This window comes from Bradyrhizobium sp. USDA 4486 (assembly GCF_054057995.1).
In genome coordinates, this window is the sequence record NZ_JBSRZV010000001.1 from 8,242,767 (window position 1) to 8,269,014 (window position 26,248).

The window sequence follows — 26,248 nt, forward strand, 5'->3', positions numbered from 1 at the left end:
GCAGCAATTCCGCCCGCGCCCCGCAGCGGGCTTGATCAACATCAATCAGCGCAATGGCACGCCGTGCCATTGAATGGCATGCGGCGACGAGCGTGCGGGGAGCAACCGATGTGCGCAGCCTGGAAGATATTCTGCCTGTCCACAGTCATGTTTGCGGCGGCGCTGGGCCTCGCTTGTCTGCTGGTGCCCGACGTCGTGCCGATCGCCTTCGCCGAGGAGCCGCAATCGTCGTGGGCCGTCATGACGGCCTTCGTGCTCCGCGCCATCGAGCTGATCGCGTCCGCAGTCGCCGTGATCGCGCTTGCGGTCCTCGGCGGCGAGATGATCCGCTTCGCATGGTCACGCGCGCACTAGTCGTTGTACGCGGGCACCTCGATGCCGGACGCGGCGTAGATCCTGATCTTGTTGCGCAGCGTGCGCACCGACAGGCCGAGCACGCGCGCGGCGCGCGTGCGGTTGCCGTCGCAGCGCGCGAGCGTCTGAAGCACGAGCTCGCGCTCGACCTCGTCGACGGTCGCGCCGATCAGCAGCGGAACGATCTGGTTCGGAGCGAGGAATTGTGCGTCCTGCGGCGCCGCGACATGAACAGTGGTCATCAACACACCCCGATCAACGCCCGCTTCCTTCGCTGGAAGCGGATCGAGAACAAACGAACCCCAAGCCGTAGAACCACGGTGGGCGGGTTTGGTTAATGAAAGGTTAACCAAACCCGATCGCACCAGATGACCTCAGGAATGCCGCGAAGGTGCCGCGATTGGCACGAGATGCATAGTGATGCGGGACGATCTCGCGCCTTACACCGTCCTGTATCCGCCATCCACCATCACGATCGTGCCCGTGACGTAGGCCGACAGGTCCGATGCGAGGAAGATCGCAGGGCCGACGATGTCCTCGGGCTTGCCGGTGCGCGCGAGCGGGGTGTGATCGACGAAGGCCTGCACCAGCGCCGGATTGGTCGCGCGCACATGGGCGTTGATGTTGGTCTCGATGAAGCCCGGCCCGATCGCATTGACGCGCACGCCTTCCTTGCCGAGCTCGACCGCAAGCGCCTTGGTGAAGCCGAGCACGCCGTGCTTGGAGGTGGTGTACGCCGCCGAGCTCGGCGTGCGCAGATGCACGAAGGATTGGATCGACCCGATATTGACGATGCGGCCTTTGCTGGCGCGTAAGGGGGCGAGGAAGGCCTGCGTCATGTTGAAGACGCCGTTGAGGTTGAGCGAGATGATGTCGTTCCAGTCCTTCGCCACCGTCTCCGTCTCGGCGGTGAAGGCGTTGCGGCGGGTGATGCCGGCATTGTTGACGAGGATGGAGACCTGCCCGACCTTGTCGGCCACCTGCTTGGCGAGGGCAAAGCAGTCCTCGCGCCGGGTCACGTCGAGCGCAAAGCTCTCGGCCTTGCCGCCCGCTTTTCGGATCTCCTGCGCGGCTTCCGCGACCGTGTCGGCGTTGACGTCGAGCAGGACCACCTGCGCGCCCTCGCGGGCGTAGCCGGCCGCGATCGCCCGGCCGATGCCGGAACCGGCGCCGGTGACGACCGCGATGTGGTTTGCGAGCAATGCCATGACAATTTCCTCCCGATTTCTTTTCGAAGTTTCACGAAAGGCTAACTCGAAATTAAGGGGTCGGAAACGGCGGCCTTGGCATACTGATCTTCATTGCTAAACGTTGCGCGCATGATGGAACGGCTGGACTCCTGGAAACTCGCCCTCGAACGCCTGCGCTCGGCGCAGTCGGCCGACTTCGCCGAGGCGGGCCGGCTCGTGGCTGAGATCGCGCGGATGAGCACCGACACGGTGCTGCGGCAGGCGGCCGAGCAGGCGCTTCCGGTGCTGCGCCAGGCCGTGGACAATGACGATCACAGCGTCACGCTGGCGGCGCAGCGCCGTCTCGCTGTGGTCCTCGATGTCGTCCATGACCTTGCCGCGCCCCGTTTCGGCCGCCGCAATGGCGCGCCGAAAAAACTCTCCAGCGAGGACCGGGCCCGCAAGATGCTCGGCTTGCCGCTCGCGGTGCAGCTCACCTGCGAGGACATCAACCAGGCCTATCGCCGCGCCGCCAAGGGCATGCATCCCGACCAGGGCGGCAGCACCGAGGCCTTCATCGATCTTGCCGCCGCGCGCGACATCCTGATCCATCCCGGCGCGCACAAGGACGCGTGAGATCGAGATCTAGGCAAAGGTGCATCGCGCCGTGCCCACGTCTTTCGCGATGATGGATGGAAGTGGTGGGCACGCTTGCGCTTTGCCCATCCGAAAGCCGAAGGATAGAAACGCGAGCGGGCAAGGATGCTGGCATCGCATCCTTGCCCGGCTCTTGTCATCTGCCGATCGAATCCTACCAGGCGCAGTGACCGGCCTTGAGCGCATGGTCCTTCAGCATCAGCGCGTCGACGAAGGTCGGCACGGTCGCGCTGGCGCGGTGATAGCCGGCCGGCCACGGCGTGGTCGGGATGCTCTCGTCCCAGATCTGACAGAACCCCGTGTCCTGCCAGCGGATCAGGTGATAGCTGGCTTCGGCAGGGCTCGCGGCAACGAAGGCCGTGACGGCAAGACCCGCGGCAGCGCACAGCATGGAAATACGACGCATGATCAGCTCCTCAAATGAAAGATGTGATGCGCCTCCCGGCAATGACGGGAGGGGGGACGCGGGACGTTTTCAGGCAGGCGCCCCGGACAAGATGTGAGTAGTTCCATCCGCGGAGCAGGTTCAAAGCGTGCGCGTGGGAAACGCCTGGTCTCGCTCGAAAAAAGGAGGGCGCCGGCAAAGCAAAAGGGCGGACCGCTTGCTGCGATCCGCCTTTCCAGCGCGATCTGTCGCGTGAGGCTTACAGCGTGCAGCGGCGCTCGGCGCGCAGCTTGATCTGCAGATCGGAAGCCTCGGTGAAAGTCGGGAGCGGCTTGCTGACGACCTTGTAGGTCGACACCCCCCACTGGAACGGCTTGTACTTAAGATCTTCGTTCCAGACCTGGCAGATGCCGGTGTTGTCCCAGCGGATCACGTAATAGCCGACCTTCGCCGATGCGGGCACGGCGAATACGGAACTGGCGATGCCGGCAATCGCACAGAGGGCGAGAACGCGACGCATGAAGTATCTCCTTGTGGGGAAGAGTGAGCGGAAAATTCGTGCGGCAAAGCAGGTCCTTTGCAAGCCGGGCAGAGCGGCCGTTCACGGACATGTCAGACGCAGCGGCTTACTTGGTTTGTCGGCGTGCCCGTCAAGCCACACGCCCTTAGGCCTGTCTCACTTCGCCAGCGAGGCCACCGCCTCGATCTCGATCAGCATCTTCGGATCGGGCAGGGCCTGCACCACGCAAGTGGTGCGGGCCGGATAGGGCGGCGGGCCGAACGCGCCGGCATAGAGCGCATTCATCGCGGCGACATCTGAGGCGCGGGTCAGCAGCACGTTGACCTTGACGAGGTCGCGGAACGTTGCGCCGGCCTCGTCGAGCACGCGACGGATGTTGACGACGACATTGGCGAACTGCGCATCGAAGCCCTCGGGCAGCGCGCCATTAGCATCGAAGCCGGGAATGCCGGAAATGAACAGGAGGTCACCGATCCGCGTCGCAAAGGACAGCGGCGGCGCCTTGACGTGCGGCGGGGGCGCGAAATGCTGGATCGGCATGGGTCACCTCAAAGTCGTGTCGTCGCATGAGCCTAGCGACATGCGGGGCAGTTGCAATCGGCATTGCGTGAGGGGGCGAAAACAAAAATTCGAAAACAACCCCATGCACAGTAGAAAAGGCCCCGACTTGTCAGTGCGTTTCGGAAATACAGCAATTCAACTTGACGCGTCGGGCAAAACACTGGCAGAATGGCATGATCGCGGCGGCCTCGGTGCACGATGGTTCGCCTCTACCCGTAAGAACGGGCGGAGGGAGCAGACCGTGCAAGCGGAGACAACATCGCTCGCAACCCACGCCCACCCGATCATGTTGCCGCCGCGATCGGTCGGATAGATTCGTCGCCTCTGATTCGCTTTCCCCTTTGAAAAATAGCCCCCGGAGATTCCGCATGAAGATCGCATCCACCTTCCGCGCCGCGCTGGTTGCCGTTGCCGCGCTGGCCGGCCTCTCGACCGTCGCACGGGCCGACGGCGGCACCGTGGTGCTGACGATCTACAAGGCGGGCTGGATCATTGGCGGCTCGGGCGGCTCCGGGGTCCTCAACTTCCACGGCCGCGCCTATCGGCTCTCCACCGGCGGGCTCGACTACGGCCTCGTCTTCGGCGGCTCCAAGACCGTGCTGCGCGGCCGCGTCTCCAACATCAACCGCCCCTCCGACGTCGCCGGCGTCTATGGCGCCGCCGGTGCCGGGCTGGCCCTCGGCCGCGGCGCCCGCGCCATCGTGCTGACCAACCAGAAGGGCGCGGTGCTGGAGCTGACCGGCACGCAGGTTGGCTTGATGGCGAATGCGGATCTCAGCGGGCTCGCGATCACGATGCGGTAGGGGGCTCGGTGCCGTGCGGCAGGGCTCGGTGCCGTAGGGTGGGCAAAGGCGCACTTGCGCCGTGCCCACCGTCTCTCTCGCCGCAAATACAGACCTCATCCTGAGGAGGCTGCGAAGCAGCCGTCTCGAAGGGATGGCTGCGGAGAGACGCGGGCCTGCGTGGTTCGAGACGGCGCTTCGCGCCTCCTCACCATGAGGGTTGTACGCCGCGACCGCCGATCGATGGTGGGCACGCTTTCGCTTTGCCCACCCTACGGGACCGCGGACCACCCACTCACCATCGCATGCACCCGCTCGCAATGCGCGACGAGATTTGCGTGCGCATCGACGAACGCCTTCAGCGGCGTCGGGATCGGCAAGTAATAGATGTTGGCGACAAAGCCGTAGATGCCGGCATCGACGCTGGCAGGCGCCGCGCCGTGCACGAAGCCGTGCGCCGGCACGATCTCGGCCAGCACCTGCAGATCGGCAAGCCCCCGCGCGTAAGCCTGCTCGGGCGTGTAGCGGCCGATGCCCTGGAAATGATAGCGCTGCGCGTTGTACGCTTTGGCCTTCTCGAACCCTTCCGCATTGATCTGCGGATGCTGCGCGATGAAGCCGTCGCGAAACGCCGGATAGAAGCGCTCGTCCTTCCACCGCGAATAGGACATCACCCAGTAGAGATCATCCAGCATGCGCGTGACGAGATGATCGGTCCGCCGTTGCTCGGCTGACAGCGCCGCATCGATCGTCAGGTGATATTTCGCGATCGCATGCGCGATGATGGCCTCGCTGTCGCCGATGGTCTCGCCGTCGTCGACGATGTAAGGCAGCTGTCCGCGCGGCGCCGCGGCGGCATCGAAGATGTGCTCGTGCGCGAACGGCACGCCCGCGAGCTTGAGGAAGGCGTAGACCTTGAGGCCGTAGCCGTTGTTGTCGGCGACGCCGAACAGTTCTGGGTAGGAGTAAAGGGTCAGCATGGCGCGGCTCCCCTGTGATGGCGGGCCAGCATGCAGGGGCGCCGAGATGGATGCAATGGCCCACGGAATTCGCCAAGCTCGGGCGTATACGGGATGAGGACGGATGTGCCCCGGACGCAGTGCAGCGCGCCGCTTGCGGCGTGATGCGCTGCAGAGCCGGGGCCCATGCTGCATCCGTGCCGGAGCCCCTGGGTCCCGGGTTGCGCTGCGCTTGCCCGGGACACGAGAGCAGAACCGATCCGAGCCTGAGCCGCCCAAAGCGCGATGAGATAGGGACGAATCGTTATCGCGCTTTGGGTCGTTGTTTGAGCATGATCTTTTCGGACAACCGCTGCGCACTTTTCCGGCTCATGCTTTAGCTCGTGCTAGCAATCCACGCCGCAAGCTCCCGCCACGGCTCGATCGTCCAATGCCCGGACGCCGCGCCGGACGGCGACGGCAGCACGAAAATCTCCGGCAGGCTCGCATCGCGCACCTGCCGCCCCAGTGCGATCGCGCTCGACGGCCTGCCGTAAAACAGGCTCGCCGCCTTCTTGCTCGTGAACGCAATCGTGCGCGGCCGGTACTCTTCCATCTTGGCCCTGAAGCCGGCCACGTCGATCGTCTCCACCGCGATCTGGTGATCCATCCCGGCGCCCGACTTGGAGAGATCGGTGAACCCGATCCCGAGCGCGATCAGCGAAGCGAACTCGCTTGGCTGATAGCGCCGCGGCGTGATCCCGGCCTCATGGATCGCGCGCCAGAAGCGGTTGCCGGGATGAGCGTAGTAGTGCCCGAGCTCGGCCGAGCGCGTCGACGCGGCGGTGCCGACGAAGACGAGGCGGAGATTTGCGCGGAGCTGATCGGGAAGGCGGTGAACGATCTTGGACATCGTCGATGCGACTAATGACTTGCTTCTTGCCTGAATCTGCCGTCGATATTGTGAGGGGTGAACGCCATGCACCCGTCGGGGGGAGGAATGCAGGACCATTTCGAGTGGCCGGAGCCCGAGCACGAAGCCGACAAGGTCATCTTGCGCAACGTCCGCAACCATGGCTGCCACATCACGGGCATACCCGACGCCCATCCGCGATTTGCATTTTCAATCGGCCTGTTTCTGAACTATGGCCACCCCGAACTCATCATCTTCGGCCAAAGCGCCGCCAACGCGCAGGCCATCATCAACCTTGTCCGCGATCGTGTCGTGGCGGGGCATAAATTCGTCGACGGCGATATCGCCGACGAGTTGCTGGAGAACGGCTACAAGCTCGGCTTCTGGCATGTTCCGTTCGCGGCCTATCCCGAATACCTCGGCACCGCGATGTGGTTCTACAGGAAATCGCGGCTTGCCTTCCCCTGCCTGCAGATCATTTGGCAGGACGTCAACAGGCGGTTCCCTTGGGAGCCGGAACGCTCGTCCTCCGTCAAAGCGGATCAGCCATTGCTGAAGAAGACCGTTTCTTGAAGCGACGCTTCTGCAAGAAAGCCGGGCGAATTGCCCGACTTTCTGAATGGTGCAGGTGAACTCGGGCGAGCAGGAGGGCGCTCACAATACCTTGTTGCTCTCCTTCACCTTCTCCGCATCCAGATAAACGCTCGAGCCCATCTCCTTGAACTTCGCGCTCATCTTCGCCATGCCGTCCTCGACGGTGCCGCTCAGCGACATGCCCACGCTGTTCGGATCGTTCAGCGTCGCCGCGTAGTCCCGCACGTCCTGCGTGATCTTCATCGAGCAGAATTTTGGGCCGCACATCGAGCAGAAATGGGCGACCTTGTGGGCTTCCTTCGGCAGGGTCTCGTCGTGGAAGTTTTTCGCGGTGTCCGGATCGAGGCCGAGGTTGAACTGGTCGGTCCAGCGGAATTCGAACCGCGCGCGGGAGAGGGCGTCGTCGCGCAGCTGGGCTGCGGGGTGGCCCTTGGCGAGGTCGGCGGCATGGGCGGCGATCTTGTAGGTGATGACGCCGGTCTTGACGTCGTTGCGGTCGGGCAGGCCGAGATGCTCCTTCGGCGTGACGTAGCAGAGCATGGCGCAGCCGAACCAGCCGATCATGGCCGCGCCGATGCCTGAGGTGATGTGGTCATAGCCCGGCGCGATGTCGGTGGTCAGCGGTCCAAGCGTGTAGAACGGCGCCTCGCCGCACTCCTTGAGCTGCTTGTCCATGTTGATCTTGATCTTGTGCATCGGCACATGGCCGGGGCCCTCGATCATGACCTGGCAACCCTTGTCCCACGCGATCTTGGTCAGCTCGCCGAGCGTCTCGAGCTCGGCGAACTGCGCGCGGTCGTTGGCGTCCGCGATCGAGCCCGGACGCAGGCCGTCGCCGAGCGAGAACGAGACGTCATACTTGCGCATCAGGTCGCAGATCTCGTCGAAGTGGGTGTAGAGGAAGCTCTCCTTGTGGTGCGCCAGGCACCACTTCGCCATGATCGAGCCGCCGCGCGAGACGATGCCGGTGACGCGGTTGGCGGTGAGGTGGATGTATTGCAGCCGCACGCCGGCGTGGATGGTGAAATAGTCGACGCCCTGCTCGCACTGCTCGATCAGCGTGTCCTTGTAGAGCTCCCAGGTGAGCTTCACGGGATCGCCGTTGCACTTCTCCAGCGCCTGGTAGATCGGCACGGTGCCGATCGGCACCGGCGAGTTGCGCAGGATCCACTCACGCGTGGTGTGAATGTTGCGGCCCGTCGAGAGGTCCATCACGGTGTCGGCGCCCCAGCGGATCGCCCACACCATCTTCTCGACCTCCTCCTCGACCGACGACGTCACCGCCGAGTTGCCGATATTGGCGTTGATCTTGGTGAGGAAGTTGCGGCCGATGATCATCGGCTCAAGCTCGGAATGGTTGATGTTGGAGGGGATGATGGCGCGGCCGCGCGCGATCTCGCTGCGCACGAACTCCGGTGTGATGAAGGCGGGCACCGAGGCGCCGAAGCTTTCGCCGTCGGCCAGCGCTGCCTCCGCGCGCTCGAGCTGCTGCTTGCGGCCGAGATTCTCGCGCTCGGCGACGTAGATCATCTCCTTGGTGATGATGCCGGCGCGGGCGAATTCGAGCTGCGTCACCTTGTGGCCGTCGAGGCCGCGCAAGGGTTTGTGATAGGCGCTGAAGGCGCGCGCGGCCTTGTCGGTGGAGACGCTGCCATTGTCCTCCGGCTTGATCTGCCGGCCCTCATATTCCTCGACGCCGCCGCGCTCCAGCACCCACTGCTTGCGGTTGCGGGCAAGCCCGGCATTGACGTCGATGGTGACGGAAGGGTCGGTGTAGGGGCCCGAAGTGTCGTAGACCGGCAGGTTCGGCTCGCCGGCGCCTTCAGAGAGGATGATCTCACGCAAGGGCACGCGGATGTCCGGTGCGGCGTCCGGGCTCGCGAAGATCTTTCGCGAGGAGGGAAGGGGACCGGTGGTGACGGCGGGGACGGTCTGTTGCGGATTGGAGCGGATGTTCATGGGATCCTCCTTCAGTTCGTTGGCATCGCTGCGCGAGCGACAAATACCGCTGTCATCCCCGCGAAGGCGGGGATCCAGTATTCCAGAGGCGGTGGTGAGATGCGGCTAGGCCGCGGCGTACTGGATCGCCCGGTCAAGCCGGGCGATGACAGTTGAGGGCGTGGTGAGAGAGTGAGCATCATGCCGCCTCCTCGGACTGGCCGAGCCATTGCCGCACGCGGGCATCGGGGTCGGCGTTCTGGGTGACGTCGGAAACGACAGCAATCGAATCCGCGCCCGCGGCAAAGATCTCCGCGGCGTGCTCGAACTTGATGCCGCCGATCGCGACCAGCGGGATGTTGCCGATGCGCTTCTTCCATTCCGTGATCTTCGGAATGCCCTGGGGCTCGAAGCGCATCGATTTCAGCGTGGTGAAGAAGATCGGTCCCAGCGCGACATAATCGGGCTTGGCGGCGAGCGCGGTGGCAAGCTCCTCGTCGTCGTGCGTGGAGATGCCGAGCGACAGGCCGGCCTCGCGGATGGCCTTGAGGTCGGCCTCCGCCAGATCCTCCTGGCCGAGATGCAGGTATTTCGCACCGGCGACGATCGCCGCGCGCCAATAGTCGTTCACGACCAGCTTGGCTTGCGTGCCGTTCGTGATCGCCAGTGCGTCGGTGACGATCTGCAGCGCCTCGGCGTCATTCAGCTCTTTGGCGCGCAGCTGGATGGTGCCGACGCCGAGCTTGGTCAGCCGCTCGATCCATTTGAGGCTGTCGACGACGGGATAGAAGCGATCAGGATACGGCATGCCAGAACGGGGTCCCAACGACAGGGGTGGATGGGGAGGCGAAGTCGCGGGCGTTCATCAGCCCGGCTTCGAAAGCGGTGCGGCCGGCCTCGATTCCGAGGCGAAAGGCGTTGGCCATCGCGACGGGATCGGCGGCTTTTGCGATCGCCGTGTTGAGCAACACGGCGTCGTAACCGAGCTCGAGCGCCTGCGCCGCGTGGCTCGGCGCGCCGATGCCGGCGTCGACCACCAGCGTGATGTCGGGCAGCCGCTCGCGCAGCAGCCTCAAGGCATCGCGATTGGTGATGCCCTTGGCGCTGCCGATCGGCGCGGCCCATGGCATCACCACCTTGCAGCCGGCATCGACCAGGCGGTTCGCGACCGAGAGGTCCTCGGTGCAATAGGGGAACACCTCAAAACCGTCCTTGATCAGGATGGTCGCGGCTTCGACGAGGCCGACGACGTCGGGCTGCAGCGTGTCGTTGTCGGCGATGACCTCCAGCTTGATCCAGGACGTCCCGAACAATTCGCGCGCGAGCTTTGCGGTTGTCACGGCTTCTCGCACGCTGCGGCAGCCGGCGGTGTTGGGCAGCACGGTGACGTCGAGCTCGCGGATCAGCTTCCAGAACGCGTCCCCGGTCTTGCCGCCGGCGGATTCGCGGCGCAGCGACACCGTGACGATGTTCGAGCCGGAGGCGCGGATCGCCGCCTGCATGATCGCGGGCGAGGGATAGAGCGCGCTGCCGATCAGGAGGCGGGAGGGGAAGGATTTGCCGTAGAAGGTCACCATCTTGAATTCCCCGTCATTCCGGACGGGCCGCGGAACGCGGACCGATCCGGAATCTCGAAGTTGCGGCGCGATTCCGGGTTCACGCTTCGCGTGCCCCGGAATGACGGGCCAATGCAGCCGTCGTCGCGAAGAGAGCGTGCCATCGCTGTCACCCTCCCTGCCGCGGCGTGATGATCTCGATCTCGTCGCCGGCCTTCAGCACGGTCTCGGCCCAGCGGCTTTTCGGCACGACGTCGTAGTTGAGCGCGATCGCGAAATGGGTGCCCTCGTAGTCGAGCTCAGAGAGCAGCGCATCGACGCTGGCCGCGTTCACCTCGCGCTGCTCGCCGTTGACGATCAAGCGCATTGCATCACCTCATTGTCGATCTGGCCGCGCTCGACGTAAGCAAGCGTCAGCTCGGCGAGCGCCGGCGCGATCAGGAAGCCGTGGCGGTAAAGCCCGTTGACGCTGATCTCTTCGCCGCGAATGCCGATGCGGGGGAGATTGTCGGGAAAGGCGGGGCGCAGGCCCGAGCCGAATTCGACGATGCGCGCTTCGCCGAAGGCGGGATGCACGGCATAGGCTGCGCCCAAAAGCTCCAGCGCGGAGCGGACGCTGACGCCGGTGTCCTCGGCCTCGATCGAGGTCGCGCCCAGCATGAACAGATTGTTCTCGCGCGGGATCACGTAGAGCGGCCAGCGCGGATGGATCAGCCGCACCGGGCGCGCCAGCTGCACCTCGTCCGTCTCGATCAGGATCATCTCGCCCTTGACGCCGCGCAGCTCGGGCTGGTCCTCCCGTGCGGCGAGGCCGCGGCAGTCGATCACGATGCCTCCAGGATTAAGGTTTGCGAGATCTTTCGCGCTGACGTCGCTGTCGAATTTGATGGTGCCGCCGGCCGCTTTGATGCGCGCGTGCAGCTTCGGCAGCACGCGGCGCGGCTCGACATGGCCCTCGGCCGCGAAGAACAGCGCATCGCGAAAACGGCCCTCCAGCGACGGCTCGAGCTCGGCGAGCGCGGCGGCATCAAGCCGTCGGTGGCCCTCGGTCATGCGGGCAAAGCGCTCGAAATCGTTGCGCTCGCGCGGATGGGCGACGACCAGCGAGCCGTTGAAGGGTGTGTCGGGCAGCTCACGGCGCCAGATGTCGAGGGAGCGCTGGCCGAGCCTGGAGATGACGGGTTCGGCGACCTCGGCCTCGCACCACGGCGCCAGCATGCCGCCGGCCCAGTGGCTGGTGGATTCGGTCATCGCCGCGTCACCGCGCTCGTGTAGGGTTACGGCGTGGCCGGCCTGCGCGAACAGGAGCGCCTGCCAGGCGCCGGCAATGCCTGCGCCGATGATGGATACCGGTGAATCCGGTCGCTTGGTCGTCTGCAACATCCCTGTCCCTTCGCCGGCATGACCCGGATCAGGTTCAAAGGGTCACCGCGGTCCTGGGCCGGCTTGCTGAAGTGCAGGCCTGCCCATTTAGCGGTATCTCAGCTCCTCCTCGGAGCACCCCTCGGAACGGCTCTAATGTATGCCAGTGGGAGCTGGTGTCAACGCGTTAGCCACAGGCCAGTCATTCCGGGGCGGCTCGAAGAGCCGAACGCGGAATCTCGAGATTCCGGGTTCGACGCTGCGCGTCGCCCCGGAATGACAGAACCTGCGCCCGCGCATTGCGGACGCCTTGCGCCAGCTTCCTGGGCGGCGCGGTGCCGAACATCGGCTGCGGGTTGCCGTTGGGCTCCAGCCAGGTTTCGGTGCTGGCCTCACGCACCATCGCCTGCTGCTGCTCCTGGCGCTGCCGCTTTGCGACGTAGTAGTAGCCGCCCGCGAAATAACGCACGGCTCGCGCGTGGTCGCCATTGGCGGCGTGATAGGCGCCGGCGAGGTATTTGACTGCGTAGGTGAGATTGGTGTTGGGATCGCGCAGGCCAGCGGCATCGCCGGTGTAGCCGAGCCCGCGCGCGGTCGCGAGCTTGATCTGCATCAGGCCGATGGTGCCGCCGCGGCCGATGAGGCCGGGCTGGTAGCGGCTCTCGCGCATGATGACGCGGTGCACCAGCGCCTCCGGCACGCCGTTGGCGCGCGCATGCGTCGCGACCATCTCGGCATAGTCGGCTTCGCCCGCGAATGCGGCCTGCGGCACGGTCAGTCCGGCCGCGAGCAGCGCGGCAATGCGTAAAATCTTCATGAGATATTCCTGAGGTCCTTGAAGTGACCTGCGCCCGGCCGCGGTTAGGCGCGGAACGCGGCGATGATGTGACCAAACGCCGCCACGCGTGTTTTTTGCGGCGCCGAGCCGCCGTGATGACGCAAAGCTGGCGTAACTGACGCCTTGGGGCGAACGACCCCCGGCTCGCGACAGCACGCCTGTCTATTGGCATCGGCTTGCGAAAGCGAGTATGAAGACGCCTGCGAAGTGGGAGGGTGCCATGACAAAATCAAACAAGGCACACATCGGCGACGTTCCTAGACACAACCCCTGTGCCCAGTGCGGCACGCCAATCCCCCAGCCGGACTGGATCGAGCCGGGCGAGGGGCGCGTCTCCTATCTCTGGAATTGCCGCGCCTGCGGATATCGCTTCGAGGCAGTGGCGATCTACGGCGAGATGGCAGTCGAGCACCCGCCGCTCGCGGCCTGACGCGCATCGCTGCGGATCGCTTCGTCCCCATCTCTCCCCGCCGGGGAGAGGTGAAGTCGTCCATGGTGCGCGCCTCGTCGCCGCGCACGAACGGCTCCAGCATCTCCTGCTTGCGCGCGTCCGAAATGCCGGAGCCGTCATCCTCGACGTCGATGACGCGCATGCTGGACGATGCATCGAGGCGGATCGTGACCTCGGAGCCGAACCGCACCGCGTTCTGGACGAGGGTTGCAATTCGGATTCTCCGCGCTTCCGATCGACTGCAAGAGCCGACCTAAAGCGACGCAGCTCCGCGCGTTCCTCGCCGCGATCGTGCTTTCCGCCGGGGCGCATGATCATCGGCGGGGAACCGTGCGCCGCAAAAAATTGTTCCTGGGGTGACGCAGGAACAATCCGTCGCCGTTCTTGTGCTCGCATCCCGCGACGAAATTGCTGCGCGCACGGAACTGGGAGTGAGCAGCGCTGTTTTCTTCGCACGAGTTTTCTGTGGAAGGAGAGGACAACATGCTGATGAAATCGATCGCCGCCGGCCTCGCCGGCACGGCACTTCTTGCGACCGTTGCGTTCGCGCAATCGCCGACCGCCACCACCGACAAGGCGGCCCCTGCAGCCACGGCCACCACGACGACCGCGTCGGGTGAGTGGCGTGCCTCGAAGATGTCGGGCCTGAAGGTCTATAACGAGGCCAACGAGAACATCGGCTCGATCAACGATCTCCTGATGGACAAGAGCGGCGCCATCAAGATCGCCGTGATCGGCGTCGGCGGCTTCCTCGGCATGGGTGAGCATCTGGTCGCGGTGCCCTATGAGAAGCTGAAGTTCGTCAACGAGGCCGTGGCCTATACCGGCACCAGTGGCGCGGGCGGCACGATGAACAAGTCGACCACCACCACCGGCGCTGCGACCGGCACCGACAAGACCGCGACGACCACGTCCTCGTCGTCCTCGTCGAAGTGGTATCCCGACCACGCCGTGTTCAACGCCAGCAAGGACGAGCTGAAGAACATGCCCGAGTTCAAGTATTCGGAGTAACGCAGCTCGCGTGATGGCCTAAACGAAGCGCGCCCGGTTTTCACCGGGCGCGCTGTCGTGTCTTTTCACCGCATGCCGTGACGTCGTGGAAGCTTCGGCGTCCTCCTGATGCGGTGGCTCCGCTCCTATCGAACGAGACGCTCAGTGCGTCACCAGCGGGCAGCCGCCCTTGTCGAGCGGACGGAAGGCCTCCTCGCCGGGCACGGTGGCGATCAGCTTGTAGAGGTCCCACTCGCCCTTGGAGTCCTCGGGCTTCTTGACCTCGAACAGATACATGTCGTGGACCATGCGGCCGTCGATGCGTATCTTGCCGTTCTTGGCGAAGAAGTCGTTGACGGGCATCTTGCGCATCTGCTCCATCACCTTCGGCGCCTCGTCGGTCTTGATGGCGTCGATCGCCTTGAGATAGTGCATCGTCGCCGAATAGAGGCCGGCCTGGATCATGGTCGGCATGTGCCCGACCTTCTCGTTGAAGCGTTTTGAGAAGGCGCGCGTCTCCTCGTTCATGTCCCAGTAGAAGGCGTCGGTGACGATCAGGCCCTGCGTCGCCTTGATGCCGAGCGAATGCGTGTCGGTGATCTCCTGGAGCAGCGCGATCATCTTCTGGCCGCTCTGGGTCAGGCCGAACTCGGGCGCCTGCTTCAGCGCATTGGTGGTGTCGCCGCCCGCATTGGCGAGCGCGACCACCTTGGCCTTGGAGGCCTGCGCCTGGAGCAGGAAGGAGGAGAAGTCCGAGGAGTTGAGCGGATGGCGGACGTCGCCGAGCACCTTGCCGCCGCTTTCCTTGACGACATTGGCGGCATCGCGCTCGAGCGCCATGCCGAAGGCGTAGTCGGCGGTGACGAAGAACCAGGTGTCCTCGCCGCGCTTCACCATCGCCTTGCCGGCGACGTTCGACAGCGCATAGGTGTCGTAGGTCCAGTGCACCGTGTTCGGCGAGCAGGCGGGGCCGGTGATGTCGGAGGAGCCGCCGCCGGAATTGACGTGGATCTTGTTCTTCTCGCGCGTCAGCGCCGAGACCGGCAACGCGACCGAGGACGTCGGCACGTCGAAGATCGCATCGACCTTGTCGTTGTCATACCAGTTGCGGGCGATGTTGACGCCGACGTCGGGCTTGTTCTGGTGATCGGCGGCGACCACCGCGACCTGTTTGCCGGCGACCTTGGCGCCGTAGTCGGCAACCGCCATCTCGACCGCGGCGAGCGAGCCCTTGCCGGTCGCGTCCGCATAGAGGCTCGACATATCCGTGAGCACGCCGATCTTGACGACGTCGTCGGAAATCTGCGCCTGTGCAGGGCCTGACGTGGCGGCAAGCGCGAGACCGACTGCTGTGGCGGCGACGAGTTTGTGCATATGTTTCTCCCTCAGCGTTGTTGTTTGGGTTTTGTTGCGGCACGGTTGTAGCGACAAACGATCGCGGCAGCTAAGCGGTGCGCGCCATAGCGGGATGCAAAATCAGAAGGGGCGGTCGGTGTTCCGTTCGCCTCCCCCCGCGGGCGGGGAGAGGGAGAAGTTATCAGGCGCGGCCGGCCTTGAGCCGCTCGTTGCGCCGGCGCAGGCCTTCCAGGGTAGCGAGCAGGATGATCGAGACTGTCGTCAGGACCACGGCCGCGGCTGTGATGGTCGGACTGATGTTCTCGCGGATGCCGCTGAACATCTCGCGCGGCAGGGTGCGCTGCTCGGGCCCTGCCATGAACAGCACGATCACCACTTCATCAAAACTGGTCGCGAAGGCGAACAGTGCGCCCGACGCGAGCCCCGGCAGGATCAATGGCAGGATCACGCGGCGGAACGCTTGAAGCGGCGAGGCACCCAGCGAGGCGGCGGCGCGTGCGAGGTTGGTGTCGAAGCTTTGCAGCGTCGCGCCGACCGTGATCACCACAAAAGGCGTCGCCAGCGCGGTGTGGGCCAGGATCAGGCCGAGATAGCTGCCGGTCAGCCCGATGGGTGCGAAGAAGAAGTACAGGCCGACCGCGGTGATGACGCCGGGCACGACGACCGGCGACAGCACGAAAGCCAGCACCAGCGGTTTGAGCCGGCTCTTCCACTGCGCGAGCCCAAGAGCTGCCAGCGTGCCGAGCACCATCGACAGCAGCGTCGAGGCGAAGCCGATGATCATGCTGTTCTTCAGCGAATTCATCCAGCGCGGCGAATTGATGAAGTCGTCGTACCAGCGCAAGGAGAGGCCCGGCAGCGGATAAGTGAGGTACGAGCCGGAGCTGAAGGACAGCGGCATGATGGCGAGGATCGGCGCGATCAGGAAGATGAACACCATCGTCGAGATGGCGATGGTCGCGATCCATGCGATGCGCTGGCTGGCGGTGCGGAGGGAGGGCGTGTCGCTCAATTCTTCATGCCTCCCGTGACCTGCTGGCCCTGCACCAGCTTACCATAGACGAGCGCGAGCAGAACCGTGGCGAGCAGCAGCACCGCGCCCAACGCCGATGCAAGGCCCCAATTGGCCGTCTCGGTGGTGTAAAGCGCGATGAAATAGCTGATCATCTGATCGGCAGCTCCGCCGACGAGGGCCGGCGTGATGTAGTAGCCAAGCGCCAGGATGAAGACGAGCAGGCTTCCCGCGCCGATGCCGGGCAGGGTTTGCGGCAAATAGATCCGCAGGAACGCGGTGCTCGGTGGCGCGCCAAGCGAGGCGGCGGCCCGCATGTAAGCGGGCGAGATCGCCTTCATGCTGCTGTAGAGCGGCAGGATCATGAACGGCAGCAGCACGTGGGTCATGGCCACGCAGACGCCGAAGCGATTGTAGATCAGGCGGAGCGGCTCGTCGATGATGCCGAGCCAGTGCAGGCTGTCGTTCACGACACCCTTGCTCTGCAACAGCACGATCCAGGCGCAGGTGCGGACCAGCAGCGAGGTCCAGAACGGCAGCAGCACGAAGATCATCAGCAGGTTCGATCGGCCCGGCGGCAGCACCGCCAAGAGGTATGCGACCGGAAAGCCGAGGATCAGGCAGAGCGCGGTGACACCGAGGCTGATGAGAAAGGTACGGAGAAAGATGTCGAGATAGATCGCCTGATCCGGTGGCGCCGCGATGATGGCGCCGTCCGCGTTCCGCGTCAGGTCGAGCGCCGCAAGAAGGTAGAAGCCGGTCACCGGGCCGCCAGCATCCTTGATCGTCGTCCATGTGCTGCGCTCGCGCCAGGCCGGGTTGAGCTTGCTCAGCGTCTCCTTTGCCGTGCCTGGCTCGGGCACGGCTTTGAGATTGCGTGCCGTGCTTGTCAGGATCGTGCGAAAGCCGTTCAGGGCATAATTGAGCCGCTTGGCCGCGATGGCGATGGAGCCGGCGGCGCGCGCTGCCTGGAGGTCGCTTGCCAGCGCCGCATAGGCCTTTTCGTCAGGCAGGCCCTTGCCGTCCCAGTCGGCGAGGGCAGCGATGGTTTGCGGCAGAACCTGGCGCACCTCCCGGTCATCGACCGCGCGCCACAGCATGCCGATGATGGGTCCGGCGAAGGTGAAGAGCAGAAACAGCAGCAGCGGCAGGATCAGCGCCAGCGCCTTGATCTGTCGTGCGCGCTCCGCCCGCCGCAATCGACGCTTGAGCGGCACGTTGGTCTCGGCATTGGCGCCGGTCAGGGAGACTACCGTCATGGGAGAAGCCCCTTGCAGCGGCCAGAGCAAGCGCCTCGTCCTTCGAGACGATCGCGGAGCCTGTCATCGGGCCGCGCCTTGCGCGGACCCGGTGGCGGTCTCCTCAGGAGGAGGCTCATCGACACCGGTGCTTGTAGAGTCGCTGCCACAAACTCAGACCTCATCCTGAGGGCCCTCCGTAGGCGGGCGTCTCGAAGGATGCGCCGCGGGGGCGCCATTCACCACGTTTTTCCACGCGCCGCATGCCGGCTCGGCCGGGTGCTATTTCGCGGCCCATTTGTTGAAGCGCTCGGTGAGGCGGTCGATGTTCTCGAGCCAGAAGCCGACGTTGATCTCGACCGCGTTCTTGATGTTGTCAGGCGCCGTCGGCAGGTCCTTCAGGACGGCGGGCGCAAGGCGTCCGGCGGCGTCCTTGTTCGAGGTGCCATAGGCAATGTTCTCCGACAGCTTTGACTGGTTCTCCGCCTTGCCGGCAAAATCCAGGAACTTGTAGGCGGCATCCTTGTTCGGGCTGCCCTTCAGGATGACCCAGCTATCGAGGGTGAAGAGCGCACCGTTCCACACGATGCCGAAGTTCTTCTTCTCGTTCTTGTTCGCGGTGTCGATGCGGCCATTGTAGACCGAGGTCATCACCACCTCGCCGGAAGCAAGCAGTTGCGGCGGCTGGGCGCCGGCTTTCCACCAGACGATGTCGCCCTTGATGGTGTCGAGCTTCTTGAAGGCGCGCTCGACGCCTTCATCGGTCGCCAGCACCTTGTAGACGTCGTTCGGCGGGACGCCGTCGGCCATCAGCGCGATCTCGAGCGTGGTCTTGGGGCCCTGACGCAAAGCGCGTTTGCCGGGGATCTTCTTGGTGTCGAAGAAATCGGCCCAGCCGCTAGGGGCTTCCTTCAGCTTGTCCTTGTCGTAGCCGAGCACGAAATCGTAGAGGATGGCGCCGACGCCGCAAGCGTTGACCGACGGCGGGATATAGGCGGCCTCGCCGCCTATCCGGGAATAGTCCATCTTCTCGAACAGGCCTTCCTCGCAGCCGACCGCGAGTTCGTCGCTCTCGACCTGAACGACGTCCCAGGTGGCCGCACCACCCTGCACCTTGGCGCGCAATACGCCGATGCCGCCGTCCCAGGACTCGTCGTTCATGGCAATGCCGGTGGCCTTTTTGAAGGGCTCGAAATAGACTTTCTTCTGCGCATCCTGATACGCGCCGCCCCACGACACAACGGTGAGGTCACGCGCCTGCGCGACGGTCGCCAGTGCAGCGCTGGCGCTGAACGCTGCCGCGAACCCCAGAGCAGTCTTGCCAGTCTTGCGCTTCAGCATGGTCCTTGTTCCTTCTTCATGTGCATTGCGTCGAGTGTTGATCGTCTGATCAGACGGGATCGAGGGCGAGGCAGTCCTCCGGGCGGAAGGTGACGAAGACGTTTTCGCCTTGTGTCAGGCTGTCATGCGCACCCGGCTGAAGCTTGACCATGAACTCGGCGTTCCCTGAGACATCGAGCACGGCGAGCGCATGGTCGCCGAGATAGATCGTGTTCTGCACTCTGGCCGGCAGTCGATTCGGTCCGTCGTTGGCGGCGCCATCCGCGACAATGGCGATCCGCTCCGGCCGCACCGACAGGGAGGTCGATGCGCCCGCACCTGAGACGTTGACCGCGCGTGCGGTCACGGCGCCGCCACCAGCCAGCGCAACCCTGCAATAGGTCTGGTCGATCGTCTCGACGGTACCGGCGAGCACATTGTTCTCGCCGATGAAGTGGGCGACAAAACTGTTCACCGGACGCTCATACAGCGCGTCGGGCCTGTCGATCTGCTGCACGATGCCGTCGTTGAACACGGCGATGCGATCCGACATGGTGAGCGCTTCGCTCTGGTCGTGGGTGACGTAGACGATGGTGATGCCCATCGTCTCGTGCAGTTGCTTGATCTCGAGCTGCATCTGCTCGCGCAGGCGCTTGTCCAGGGCGCCGAGCGGCTCGTCCATCAGCACGAGTTGCGGATTGAAGACCAGCGCGCGGGCCAGCGCCACGCGCTGCTGCTGACCGCCGGACAGCTGTCCGGGCCGCCGCTGCGCCATGGTTTCCATCTTGATCATGCGCAACGCCGCGCCGACGCGTTCCTGCGCTTCGGCCTTGCCGGTCTTGCGAACGGAGAGCGGAAAGGCGATGTTCTCCGCGATCGTCAGATGCGGAAACAGGGCATAGTTCTGGAACACCATGCCGATGTCGCGCTTGTGGGGCGGCACCTTCTTTATCGGCCGGTCCGCGAGGTAGATCTCGCCCTGGGTTGGAACCTCGAAGCCGGCCAGCATCATCAGCGTGGTCGTCTTGCCCGAACCCGACGGGCCGAGCAGGGTGAGGAACTCGCCCTTCTTGATGTCGAGATCGAGGTTCTTCACCACGAGATGCTCGCCATCATAGGTCTTCTGAATGCCGGAAAACCGCACCAGTGCCGGCGCGGGCGTGACCATGCCGGCTTCCATGTTGTCCTCGCGTTGTCCCCTACAGTGCTGCGAGACTAGCATCCTCCGGCGAGAATGCCAGCGGCGCAAGCGACGAGGAGGCGCGCGGGACCGGCGCGCACGGCGCGCTACATCCCCGACAGCTTGGTCACGTACACGTTGAGCGAGCCGCCGGCTTCCGCAACCACGCGCAGCGTCTTGGCATCGAAGGCGATGTCGGCGAGGGTCAGGCTGTCGATCTTGGCGTCGACCTTGAGGCCGTCCTCGCTCTTCTGGTAGTCGGCGATCGCGGCTGCAATCTTCTCGCGGGCGTTGGCGGCGATCGGCTTCAAATCGAGCGTCGCCTTCTGCACCAGTGCCTGCTGCATTTGCGGCACCACCGCGCGCGCCGCGGCGCCGAGCAGGCCGAAGGCCGCTTCGGATTCCACCGCGAGCTGGATGTCGGCGAGCCGCAGCGTCTGCTGCGCCTGGTCGAGCATCGGCCGGCCCCAGATGTGCACGGTCGCCTCGGCGCCGAGGCCGAACCAGCTCTTCTTTTCCTTGGCGCGAACCAACAGCGAGATCAGCAGCCGGTCGCCCGACGGGATCACGTTGACGCTTTTGACGGTGACGTCGACCGGGCCCGAGCCGTCCTCGGGATAAGTGTGACCGACCATCTGCGCCGCGATCAGCTTGTTGATCTCGGTGAAGGGCACGTCGATCGGCACGCCGATGTTCACGCCGGTGCCGGTCGGCGGCACGATCGAGATCTTCTCAGGGAACGGGCAGTCCGGCTTGGACGAGGTCGAGGTGACGCGCGTCTCGAGCTCGAGGCCGAGCAGCAGTGTCACGTTCTGAGCATCGACGCGCGGCTGCGCCGCGATGGCGCGGGTCGGCTTCATCTCCAGCCACAGCGGCGGCAGCGCAGCCGAGCTGCCCGAACCCTGCAGCGGGATCGAGCGGCAGGCCTTGGCCCATTGCAGCTTCGCATTCTCCCGCAGCGAGCCATCGTTGCGGATGCGCTCGGAGACGGCGTTGATCTGCTCGCCGACGGTCTTGTCGATCAGCGGCTTCACCTGCGCCGGCACGTTGACCTTGGCGCCGGCCACGTTGAGGTTGGTGTCGCCGAGATTGACCTGGGCGCCGAGATTGGGTTCGAGGTGCCAGGCGGCGGCAAGCTTCGGGCGCGAGGTGACGACCACGTTGCCCTTGATCTCGGCGCTGGCGTTCAGGTTCTTGATGTTGACCGCGCCGATCCGTTTCGCCGCGTCACCGCCGAGCACGCTGCCGAGCGCATCGCCGAGCGCGCCGGTGGCCTTGGACGACAGCGAGCCCGTCACGTTCAGCTTGCCGCTGAGCGGCGTCGAGATCGTCAGCACGTCCTTGTCGCCGGTGGCCGCCATCGGCCCACGCACGGCGGACCAGCCGATGTCGGCGTTCTCCAGGATTTGCGAGATCGGGTTGTCGGCCTTGCCGGCAAAATTGCGCGGCGCGGCCTTCTCGGCCTGCTCGCGGATCGCCGACAGCGCAATCGCGACCGGGGCCACGACGATCGAGCTCTTCGCGACCGGCGGCAGCGGCGGCAGCTGCGCGACCGGCGGCGCCGAATTCGTCGCGCGCGGCGAAAGCCAATCCATCGCCTTCAGGCTGATGAAGAACGACGCCGCGAGCACCGCCACGGCGATCAGGATAATCTTCAGATTCAACGTCAGACGCATCAATCCCCCAAGCCGCCCCGGCGGGGATTTTACAGGCCGGGCGAGGAGGGCGCTAGAGCGCACCGATGGGGTGGAATTGGGGCGAATGTGTTAACGGCCGCGATCGTGCCGTTGCCGCGTGTTCGGGCCATCTTGTCAGACTAAAGCGCGATGAGATTTGGACAAATCGTCATCGCGCTTTAGGTTGTTGTTTAGGCATGATCTTTCCGGAAAACCGCTTCGCACTTTTCCGGATCATGCTTTAGCCGCGCTTGGGACGGCGGATCGCTCTCACATTGCCGCGCTCTCCACCGCCGCAGAAGAAGCGATCAGCGCCGTCGGACTCAAGGCCAGAGACCATCGTCCCAGCGGGCAGGTCGAGCTGCTCCAGCACCTTGCCGGTCTGGGGATCGATCCGCCTGATGTCGCTGTCCTCGCCTTCCCAGGTGCCGTGCCAGAGCTCGCCGTCGACCCAGGTGACGCCGGTGACGAAGCGCTTGCTCTCGATCGTGCGCAGAACCTTTCCGGTTGCGGGATCGATCTGATGGATCTTGCGCTCGCGATATTGCCCGACCCAGAGCGAGCCCTCTGCCCAGGCAAGCCCGGAATCGCCACCGCCGCCGGGCGCGGGAATCGTGCCGAGCACCTTGCCGGTCGCGGCATCGATCTTCTGGATGCGGTCCTCGGCGATCTGAAACAGGTGGCGGCCATCGAACGCCGTTCCCGCATGCGCGGCGACATCGATCGTGCGCGCGACCTTGCCGCTGGAGGGATCGAGCGCATTCAATCTGTCACCGGAGGCGAACCAAACATGGGTACCGTCATAGGTGACGCCGTGCACGGCCTCGACACCCGCAAACGGCCCGTACTCCCTGATGATCTCGGCGGCTGAACGTTTCATGTGCGTGGTCCCTGTGAGGTGCCGCCGACCTTACGTTTTCAGCAGCGGCGTGGGGAGTAACAAGCCTGTCGGGAATCCCGGGACCGGCGGGGTCATCCAGCGCCGCGCCCGTCCGTGTCCGAACGACTGCACTTTGTTCGATCGCCCCAGCTCGTCGAGCGCCCGCTGCACGGTGCGCGCGCTGGTTCCGAGCGCCAGCGCGAGCGCCGAGCTCGACCACGGCTCGCCGTCGGCAAGAAAGGCGAGAACGGCGGCGTGCTTTTCCTCGACGGGCCGCGCCAGCACGAGAATGTCGCGCGTCTTGCGCGGTGCCAGCACAAAGCCCTGCTTCGTCGCGCTGATGTCGGCCAGCGGCTTCAGCTTGGTGCGAAGCCGCCCGATCTCGACGCGCAATCGCGCGCGATGCGATTCGTCGGCGTGCTTCGCCCGGAATGCGCCTGACATCAGCATCTCCCGCGAGACATCCGCGGGCCACGCCTGCGCCAGCAGGCGCGCGAGCGCGAACAGCACCGGCCGCGTTCCGAGCGACACGGCAACGCCTTGCCGGCGCACGACGTGATGGAAGGTGTCCACGACCAGCGCCGTCGAGGTCGCCAGTCTTTCGACTTCTCCGAGCAACAACGGGTGTTCGCTGCCGCCCGCGATCAGCCGTGCGGCCGGCGTGTCGAGGATGAGGTTCGCGCTCTCGACCTCGGCCAGGAGCGCCGGGATCTTTGCCTGCCGTGCTGCGCGCGCCGCGCGGCCGAGCGCCGCGCGCGCGTCTTCGGTTCTGAGCCGCCTGATTGCGATGCCGGCGGCGACGAGCTCGCGGATGGCCTGGGACGCAGGCGGGAGCGGGGGCGCGCCGGGCCCGGCCAGCGTCTGCTCGGCCTCGTCGACACGTCCGACGAGGAGAAGGCGCCGCGCTTCGATATGGCCCGCATGCGCGGCGTTGGCGAGATCGCCGTGCTTCTGCAGCGTTGCGCGCGCGGCCGCGAGCGCTTTCACGGGCCAGCTCAGGTCACGTGAGACCAGCGCGATCTCGGCCTCGGCCACGACGCATCTTGCCCGCGCCACCGCCTCGCGCGGACCGAATGCGCGTGCGGCGCTCCGCAGCAGTGTCTTCGCCTTGGCGAGATCGCCGAGCTGCGCCATCGCGATGCCACGCAGCGCCAGCGATGGCGCATCGTTGCGCAGCGCCACGCGGTTCAGAGCGCCGAGCGGATCGCCGGCCTCCAGCGCGCGCGCCGCAGCCGTGATCAGCGATTCCATTCAAATCCCGCCACACTTGTTACTCCCACCGCGCAACGGCCCGGTGCCAGAAATCGTCGAGGGCCGACGATGTGCGGCGAGGGGCGAACGGTTCCGCACTTGTCGTGGCGGGATCCGGACCGGGCGCCCGGACGAGAGATTTGGAGAGCTATCATGACATCAGCCGACAACGCAGGAACGAACGGGATGCAAACACCGCCGGTGGTATCGCCGCAGGACTGGGAGGCCGCCCGACTGCAATTGCTCGTGAAGGAAAAGGCGCTTACCCGCGCCCGCGACGCCCTGGCCGCCGAGCGCCGGCGCATGCCGTGGATGGAAGTGACCAAAGCCTACGCGTTCGAGGGGCCCGGCGGCAAGATCAGTCTGGCCGATCTGTTCCAGGGCCGGCGGCAGCTGATCGTCTACCGCGCCTTCTTCGAGCCGGGCGTGTTCGGCTGGCCCGATCATGCCTGCCGCGGCTGCTCGATGGTCGCCGACCAGGTCGCGCATGTCGCGCACCTCAATGCGCGCGACACCACGCTCGTGTTCGCCTCGCGCGCACCGCAGGCCGAGATCGCCAGGTTGAAGAAGCGGATGGGCTGGACCATGCCCTGGGTCACCATCACCGACAGCTTCGACAAGGATTTCGGCGTCGACGAATGGCACGGCACCAACGTGTTCTTCCGCGACGGCAACCGCATTTTCCGCACCTATTTCGTCAAGAGCCGCGGCGACGAGCAGATGGGCGGCACCTGGAACTATCTCGACATCACGCCGCTCGGCCGGCAGGAGGTCTGGGAGGATTCGCCTCCCGGCTATCCGCAGACGCCGACCTACAAATGGTGGAACTGGCACGACAGCTACGAGGAAGGCGCCGCGCCCGACGAGAAATGGGTGGAGGTCTCGGACGCCGGCGAGAGGGCATTTCGCGAGGCGGCTGCGGGCGAACGGAAATGAGCAGCCCCGTCAGCGCGACCCCCAATGACAGCCGTGACGGCGTCGCCGCCGCGCGCCACTTCGCCAGATGGCTGGCCTTAGCGGCCACACCGACCTTCGCGATCATGGCCGTGCTGACGGCAGTGCTCGGCGGCCCGGCAGACATGCTGTGCGTCGCCGGACACGGCTCCGTGCTCGGCGGGATGGTGCCGATGTATCTCCTGATGAGCGCGTTTCATTCGGCGGCGTGGCTGCGCCTGATTGCGGGGCGGTGGGGTGGTTAGCGGTTATCGTGCGCACATTTCGTCCGTCGCGGCAGGCATTCGCGAAGCAGGTGGTGCAGCCGGGAGCCGCACACTCAGCCCTCATCCTGAGGGCCCGCCATAGGCGGGCGTCTCGAAGGGGATGTGCCGCAAACGCCGACGCCGAACGCAAACGGCCCCGGTCTCGCCGGGGCCGTTCACATCTCTATCCTGTCCCGTCGTTTAGCGCGTCGCGGCGCCGAGGTCCGCGCGGCGTTCCGACATCGGCAGCACGATGACCTTGGTGCCGACATTGACGCGGGAATAGAGGTCGGTGACGTCTTCATTGGTCATGCGGATGCAGCCGGAGGAGACGTGCTTGCCGATGGTCTCGGGGGCGTTGGTGCCGTGGATGCGGTAGATGGTGCCGCCGAGATACATGGCGCGGGCGCCAAGCGGGTTGCCGGGGCCGCCGGCCATGTGGCGCGGCAGATAGGGCTGGCGGGCGATCATCTCCGGCGGCGGGGTCCAGTCCGGCCACTCGGCCTTCTTGCTCACCGACTGGATGCCCGACCAGGTGAAGCCGTCGCGACCGACGCCGATGCCGTAGCGCAGCGCCTGGCCGCCTCCGAGCACGTAATAGAGATAGGTGTTCGGCGTATCTATGATGATGGTGCCCGGCGCCTCGCGCGTCGCGTAGGAGACGGTCTGGCGGCGGAAGCGCGCCGGCATCTCGACCGCGTCCTGATCCTCGGATGGCGCGGTCTGATAGGTCGGCGCCTGGTAGGGGTGCAGTGCGGCCATCGGCGGCAGCGGCTGGAAGAACGGGAAGAGCTGCACGGGCGCGGCCTTGGCCGGGCCGGCGAATGCGATCGCGGAGATCGCGGCTGCGCCAAAAGCAACGGCGCGCGAATACGCCTTGAACGTGTCCAGATTGAACATTGATCGCCCCTGTTTGCTCGGTGTGTTGACCACCGCGGCACCGTTTCGGTGCTCCGTTGCCTAAATTCCTAACGGAAAGAAGTTTCGGGACGTTTGCGCGGAAAACCGAAAACGGTTTCTTCGCGGCAAGGATTGTTTCATGACAGTTTCGTGGCCCGGCGCGCCTGTTAACCAACAAAACAGCGGGCCGACATTTATGTGACGTCACACGCCTGAAATATCCGTGGT

Annotated in this window: 30 protein-coding genes, 1 pseudogene and 1 riboswitch; of the genes and pseudogenes, 8 read left to right on the top strand and 23 right to left on the bottom strand. The window is 65.2% G+C overall.

What is annotated here, in order from left to right; all coding sequences use genetic code 11:
• The first annotated feature begins 108 nt into the window (after window positions 1-108).
• Window positions 109-354: a hypothetical protein gene (locus ACVWY3_RS38935; protein ID WP_456843182.1), complete on the top strand. Its 246-nt coding sequence runs from the start codon at window positions 109-111 to the stop codon at window positions 352-354.
• On the opposite strand, the gene ACVWY3_RS38940 is transcribed toward ACVWY3_RS38935, so the two are convergent.
• Window positions 351-596, bottom strand: a complete 246-nt coding sequence (locus ACVWY3_RS38940; protein WP_456843183.1) for a helix-turn-helix domain-containing protein — start codon at window positions 594-596, stop codon at window positions 351-353. The genes ACVWY3_RS38935 and ACVWY3_RS38940 overlap by 4 nt on opposite strands.
• Window positions 597-794: 198 nt before the next feature.
• The gene (locus tag ACVWY3_RS38945) at window positions 795-1,562 is read right to left on the bottom strand and encodes an SDR family NAD(P)-dependent oxidoreductase (RefSeq protein ID WP_456843184.1); all 768 of its coding nucleotides are present in this window, start codon (window positions 1,560-1,562) and stop codon (window positions 795-797) included.
• A gap of 111 nt (window positions 1,563-1,673) precedes the next feature.
• On the opposite strand from ACVWY3_RS38945, the gene ACVWY3_RS38950 reads away from it, so the two are divergent.
• The gene (locus ACVWY3_RS38950; protein WP_456843185.1) at window positions 1,674-2,159 is read left to right on the top strand and encodes a J domain-containing protein; all 486 of its coding nucleotides are present in this window, start codon (window positions 1,674-1,676) and stop codon (window positions 2,157-2,159) included.
• A gap of 175 nt (window positions 2,160-2,334) precedes the next feature.
• Here the strand turns inward: ACVWY3_RS38950 and ACVWY3_RS38955 are convergent, their stop codons facing one another.
• The 3 genes from ACVWY3_RS38955 to ACVWY3_RS38965 all read right to left on the bottom strand — a co-directional run bounded on the left by ACVWY3_RS38955 (window position 2,335) and on the right by ACVWY3_RS38965 (window position 3,625).
• On the bottom strand, window positions 2,335-2,586 hold the full coding sequence (locus ACVWY3_RS38955; protein WP_456843186.1) for a hypothetical protein: 252 nt from the start codon (window positions 2,584-2,586) through the stop codon (window positions 2,335-2,337).
• Between the two features lie 238 nt (window positions 2,587-2,824).
• Window positions 2,825-3,085: a hypothetical protein gene (locus tag ACVWY3_RS38960; protein ID WP_456843187.1), complete on the bottom strand. Its 261-nt coding sequence runs from the start codon at window positions 3,083-3,085 to the stop codon at window positions 2,825-2,827.
• Between the two features lie 156 nt (window positions 3,086-3,241).
• Window positions 3,242-3,625 carry a RidA family protein gene (locus ACVWY3_RS38965; RefSeq protein ID WP_456843188.1) on the bottom strand — a complete coding sequence of 128 codons (384 nt, stop codon included), beginning with the start codon at window positions 3,623-3,625 and terminating at the stop codon, window positions 3,242-3,244.
• 389 nt (window positions 3,626-4,014) lie between these two features.
• Here ACVWY3_RS38965 and ACVWY3_RS38970 point away from each other — a divergent pair, with 389 nt between their 5' ends.
• Complete coding sequence (locus ACVWY3_RS38970; protein ID WP_456843189.1) at window positions 4,015-4,449, top strand: hypothetical protein; 435 nt, start codon at window positions 4,015-4,017, stop codon at window positions 4,447-4,449.
• 251 nt (window positions 4,450-4,700) lie between these two features.
• On the opposite strand, the gene ACVWY3_RS38975 is transcribed toward ACVWY3_RS38970, so the two are convergent.
• Window positions 4,701-5,408, bottom strand: a complete 708-nt coding sequence (locus ACVWY3_RS38975; protein ID WP_456843190.1) for a glutathione S-transferase family protein — start codon at window positions 5,406-5,408, stop codon at window positions 4,701-4,703.
• Between the two features lie 355 nt (window positions 5,409-5,763).
• Complete coding sequence (locus ACVWY3_RS38980; RefSeq protein ID WP_456843191.1) at window positions 5,764-6,279, bottom strand: mismatch-specific DNA-glycosylase; 516 nt, start codon at window positions 6,277-6,279, stop codon at window positions 5,764-5,766.
• Between the two features lie 66 nt (window positions 6,280-6,345).
• Between ACVWY3_RS38980 and ACVWY3_RS38985 the strand changes: the two genes are divergently transcribed.
• Window positions 6,346-6,852 (top strand): DUF4262 domain-containing protein, encoded by a 507-nt coding sequence (locus tag ACVWY3_RS38985; protein ID WP_456843565.1) that lies wholly within the window; start codon window positions 6,346-6,348, stop codon window positions 6,850-6,852.
• Window positions 6,853-6,933: 81 nt separating this feature from the next.
• Here the strand turns inward: ACVWY3_RS38985 and thiC are convergent, their stop codons facing one another.
• The 6 genes from thiC to ACVWY3_RS39015 form a co-directional block, all read right to left on the bottom strand.
• Window positions 6,934-8,832, bottom strand: a complete 1,899-nt coding sequence (thiC, locus tag ACVWY3_RS38990; RefSeq protein ID WP_456843192.1) for a phosphomethylpyrimidine synthase ThiC — start codon at window positions 8,830-8,832, stop codon at window positions 6,934-6,936.
• A gap of 178 nt (window positions 8,833-9,010) precedes the next feature.
• Entirely contained in the window at window positions 9,011-9,619 is a 609-nt protein-coding gene (locus tag ACVWY3_RS38995) for a thiamine phosphate synthase (RefSeq protein WP_456843193.1), read from the bottom strand.
• Window positions 9,606-10,388, bottom strand: coding sequence for a thiazole synthase (locus ACVWY3_RS39000; RefSeq protein WP_456843194.1), 783 nt, complete (start codon window positions 10,386-10,388; stop codon window positions 9,606-9,608). The genes ACVWY3_RS38995 and ACVWY3_RS39000 overlap by 14 nt, the downstream gene beginning before the upstream one ends.
• 148 nt (window positions 10,389-10,536) lie before the next feature.
• The gene (gene thiS / locus ACVWY3_RS39005; protein WP_456843195.1) at window positions 10,537-10,734 is read right to left on the bottom strand and encodes a sulfur carrier protein ThiS; all 198 of its coding nucleotides are present in this window, start codon (window positions 10,732-10,734) and stop codon (window positions 10,537-10,539) included.
• The gene (locus ACVWY3_RS39010; protein WP_456843196.1) at window positions 10,725-11,750 is read right to left on the bottom strand and encodes an FAD-dependent oxidoreductase; all 1,026 of its coding nucleotides are present in this window, start codon (window positions 11,748-11,750) and stop codon (window positions 10,725-10,727) included. Before ACVWY3_RS39010 ends, thiS begins: the two co-directional genes overlap by 10 nt.
• A riboswitch (TPP riboswitch) is annotated at window positions 11,738-11,882 on the bottom strand. It overlaps the preceding gene by 13 nt.
• A gap of 49 nt (window positions 11,883-11,931) precedes the next feature.
• On the bottom strand, window positions 11,932-12,546 hold the full coding sequence (locus ACVWY3_RS39015; protein ID WP_456843197.1) for a transglycosylase SLT domain-containing protein: 615 nt from the start codon (window positions 12,544-12,546) through the stop codon (window positions 11,932-11,934).
• 241 nt (window positions 12,547-12,787) lie between these two features.
• Here ACVWY3_RS39015 and ACVWY3_RS39020 point away from each other — a divergent pair, with 241 nt between their 5' ends.
• On the top strand, window positions 12,788-12,997 hold the full coding sequence (locus tag ACVWY3_RS39020) for a hypothetical protein (RefSeq protein WP_456843198.1): 210 nt from the start codon (window positions 12,788-12,790) through the stop codon (window positions 12,995-12,997).
• Window positions 12,998-13,046: 49 nt separating this feature from the next.
• Here the strand turns inward: ACVWY3_RS39020 and ACVWY3_RS39025 are convergent.
• Window positions 13,047-13,232, bottom strand: a pseudogene (locus ACVWY3_RS39025) (ATP-binding protein); the annotation flags it as partial.
• 269 nt (window positions 13,233-13,501) lie between these two features.
• Between ACVWY3_RS39025 and ACVWY3_RS39030 the strand changes: the two are divergent.
• Window positions 13,502-14,029: a PRC-barrel domain-containing protein gene (locus tag ACVWY3_RS39030; protein ID WP_456843199.1), complete on the top strand. Its 528-nt coding sequence runs from the start codon at window positions 13,502-13,504 to the stop codon at window positions 14,027-14,029.
• 141 nt (window positions 14,030-14,170) lie between these two features.
• On the opposite strand, the gene ACVWY3_RS39035 is transcribed toward ACVWY3_RS39030, so the two are convergent.
• From ACVWY3_RS39035 to ACVWY3_RS39070, 8 genes are all read right to left on the bottom strand, one after another.
• Window positions 14,171-15,382, bottom strand: a complete 1,212-nt coding sequence (locus ACVWY3_RS39035; protein WP_456843200.1) for an ABC transporter substrate-binding protein — start codon at window positions 15,380-15,382, stop codon at window positions 14,171-14,173.
• Window positions 15,383-15,545: 163 nt separating this feature from the next.
• Window positions 15,546-16,376, bottom strand: a complete 831-nt coding sequence (locus ACVWY3_RS39040; protein ID WP_456843201.1) for an ABC transporter permease — start codon at window positions 16,374-16,376, stop codon at window positions 15,546-15,548.
• Window positions 16,373-17,635, bottom strand: coding sequence for an ABC transporter permease (locus tag ACVWY3_RS39045; RefSeq protein ID WP_456843202.1), 1,263 nt, complete (start codon window positions 17,633-17,635; stop codon window positions 16,373-16,375). The genes ACVWY3_RS39040 and ACVWY3_RS39045 overlap by 4 nt, the downstream gene beginning before the upstream one ends.
• Before the next feature lie 261 nt (window positions 17,636-17,896).
• Complete coding sequence (locus tag ACVWY3_RS39050; RefSeq protein ID WP_456843203.1) at window positions 17,897-18,955, bottom strand: ABC transporter substrate-binding protein; 1,059 nt, start codon at window positions 18,953-18,955, stop codon at window positions 17,897-17,899.
• 49 nt (window positions 18,956-19,004) lie between these two features.
• Window positions 19,005-20,114, bottom strand: a complete 1,110-nt coding sequence (locus ACVWY3_RS39055) for an ABC transporter ATP-binding protein (RefSeq protein WP_456843204.1) — start codon at window positions 20,112-20,114, stop codon at window positions 19,005-19,007.
• A gap of 107 nt (window positions 20,115-20,221) precedes the next feature.
• Window positions 20,222-21,790, bottom strand: coding sequence for a DUF4403 family protein (locus ACVWY3_RS39060; RefSeq protein ID WP_456843205.1), 1,569 nt, complete (start codon window positions 21,788-21,790; stop codon window positions 20,222-20,224).
• Between the two features lie 241 nt (window positions 21,791-22,031).
• Window positions 22,032-22,670: a Vgb family protein gene (locus tag ACVWY3_RS39065; protein ID WP_456843206.1), complete on the bottom strand. Its 639-nt coding sequence runs from the start codon at window positions 22,668-22,670 to the stop codon at window positions 22,032-22,034.
• A 30-nt stretch (window positions 22,671-22,700) separates the two neighbouring features.
• On the bottom strand, window positions 22,701-23,921 hold the full coding sequence (locus ACVWY3_RS39070; RefSeq protein ID WP_456843207.1) for a helix-turn-helix domain-containing protein: 1,221 nt from the start codon (window positions 23,919-23,921) through the stop codon (window positions 22,701-22,703).
• 153 nt (window positions 23,922-24,074) lie between these two features.
• Here ACVWY3_RS39070 and ACVWY3_RS39075 point away from each other — a divergent pair, with 153 nt between their 5' ends.
• Together ACVWY3_RS39075 and ACVWY3_RS39080 are read left to right on the top strand one after the other, a co-directional pair.
• Complete coding sequence (locus tag ACVWY3_RS39075) at window positions 24,075-24,857, top strand: DUF899 domain-containing protein (protein WP_456843208.1); 783 nt, start codon at window positions 24,075-24,077, stop codon at window positions 24,855-24,857.
• The gene (locus ACVWY3_RS39080) at window positions 24,854-25,120 is read left to right on the top strand and encodes a hypothetical protein (protein WP_456843209.1); all 267 of its coding nucleotides are present in this window, start codon (window positions 24,854-24,856) and stop codon (window positions 25,118-25,120) included. Before ACVWY3_RS39075 ends, ACVWY3_RS39080 begins: the two co-directional genes overlap by 4 nt.
• A 201-nt stretch (window positions 25,121-25,321) precedes the next feature.
• Here the strand turns inward: ACVWY3_RS39080 and ACVWY3_RS39085 are convergent, their stop codons facing one another.
• Window positions 25,322-26,020, bottom strand: coding sequence for a L,D-transpeptidase (locus ACVWY3_RS39085; RefSeq protein WP_456843210.1), 699 nt, complete (start codon window positions 26,018-26,020; stop codon window positions 25,322-25,324).
• Window positions 26,021-26,248: the final 228 nt, after the last annotated feature.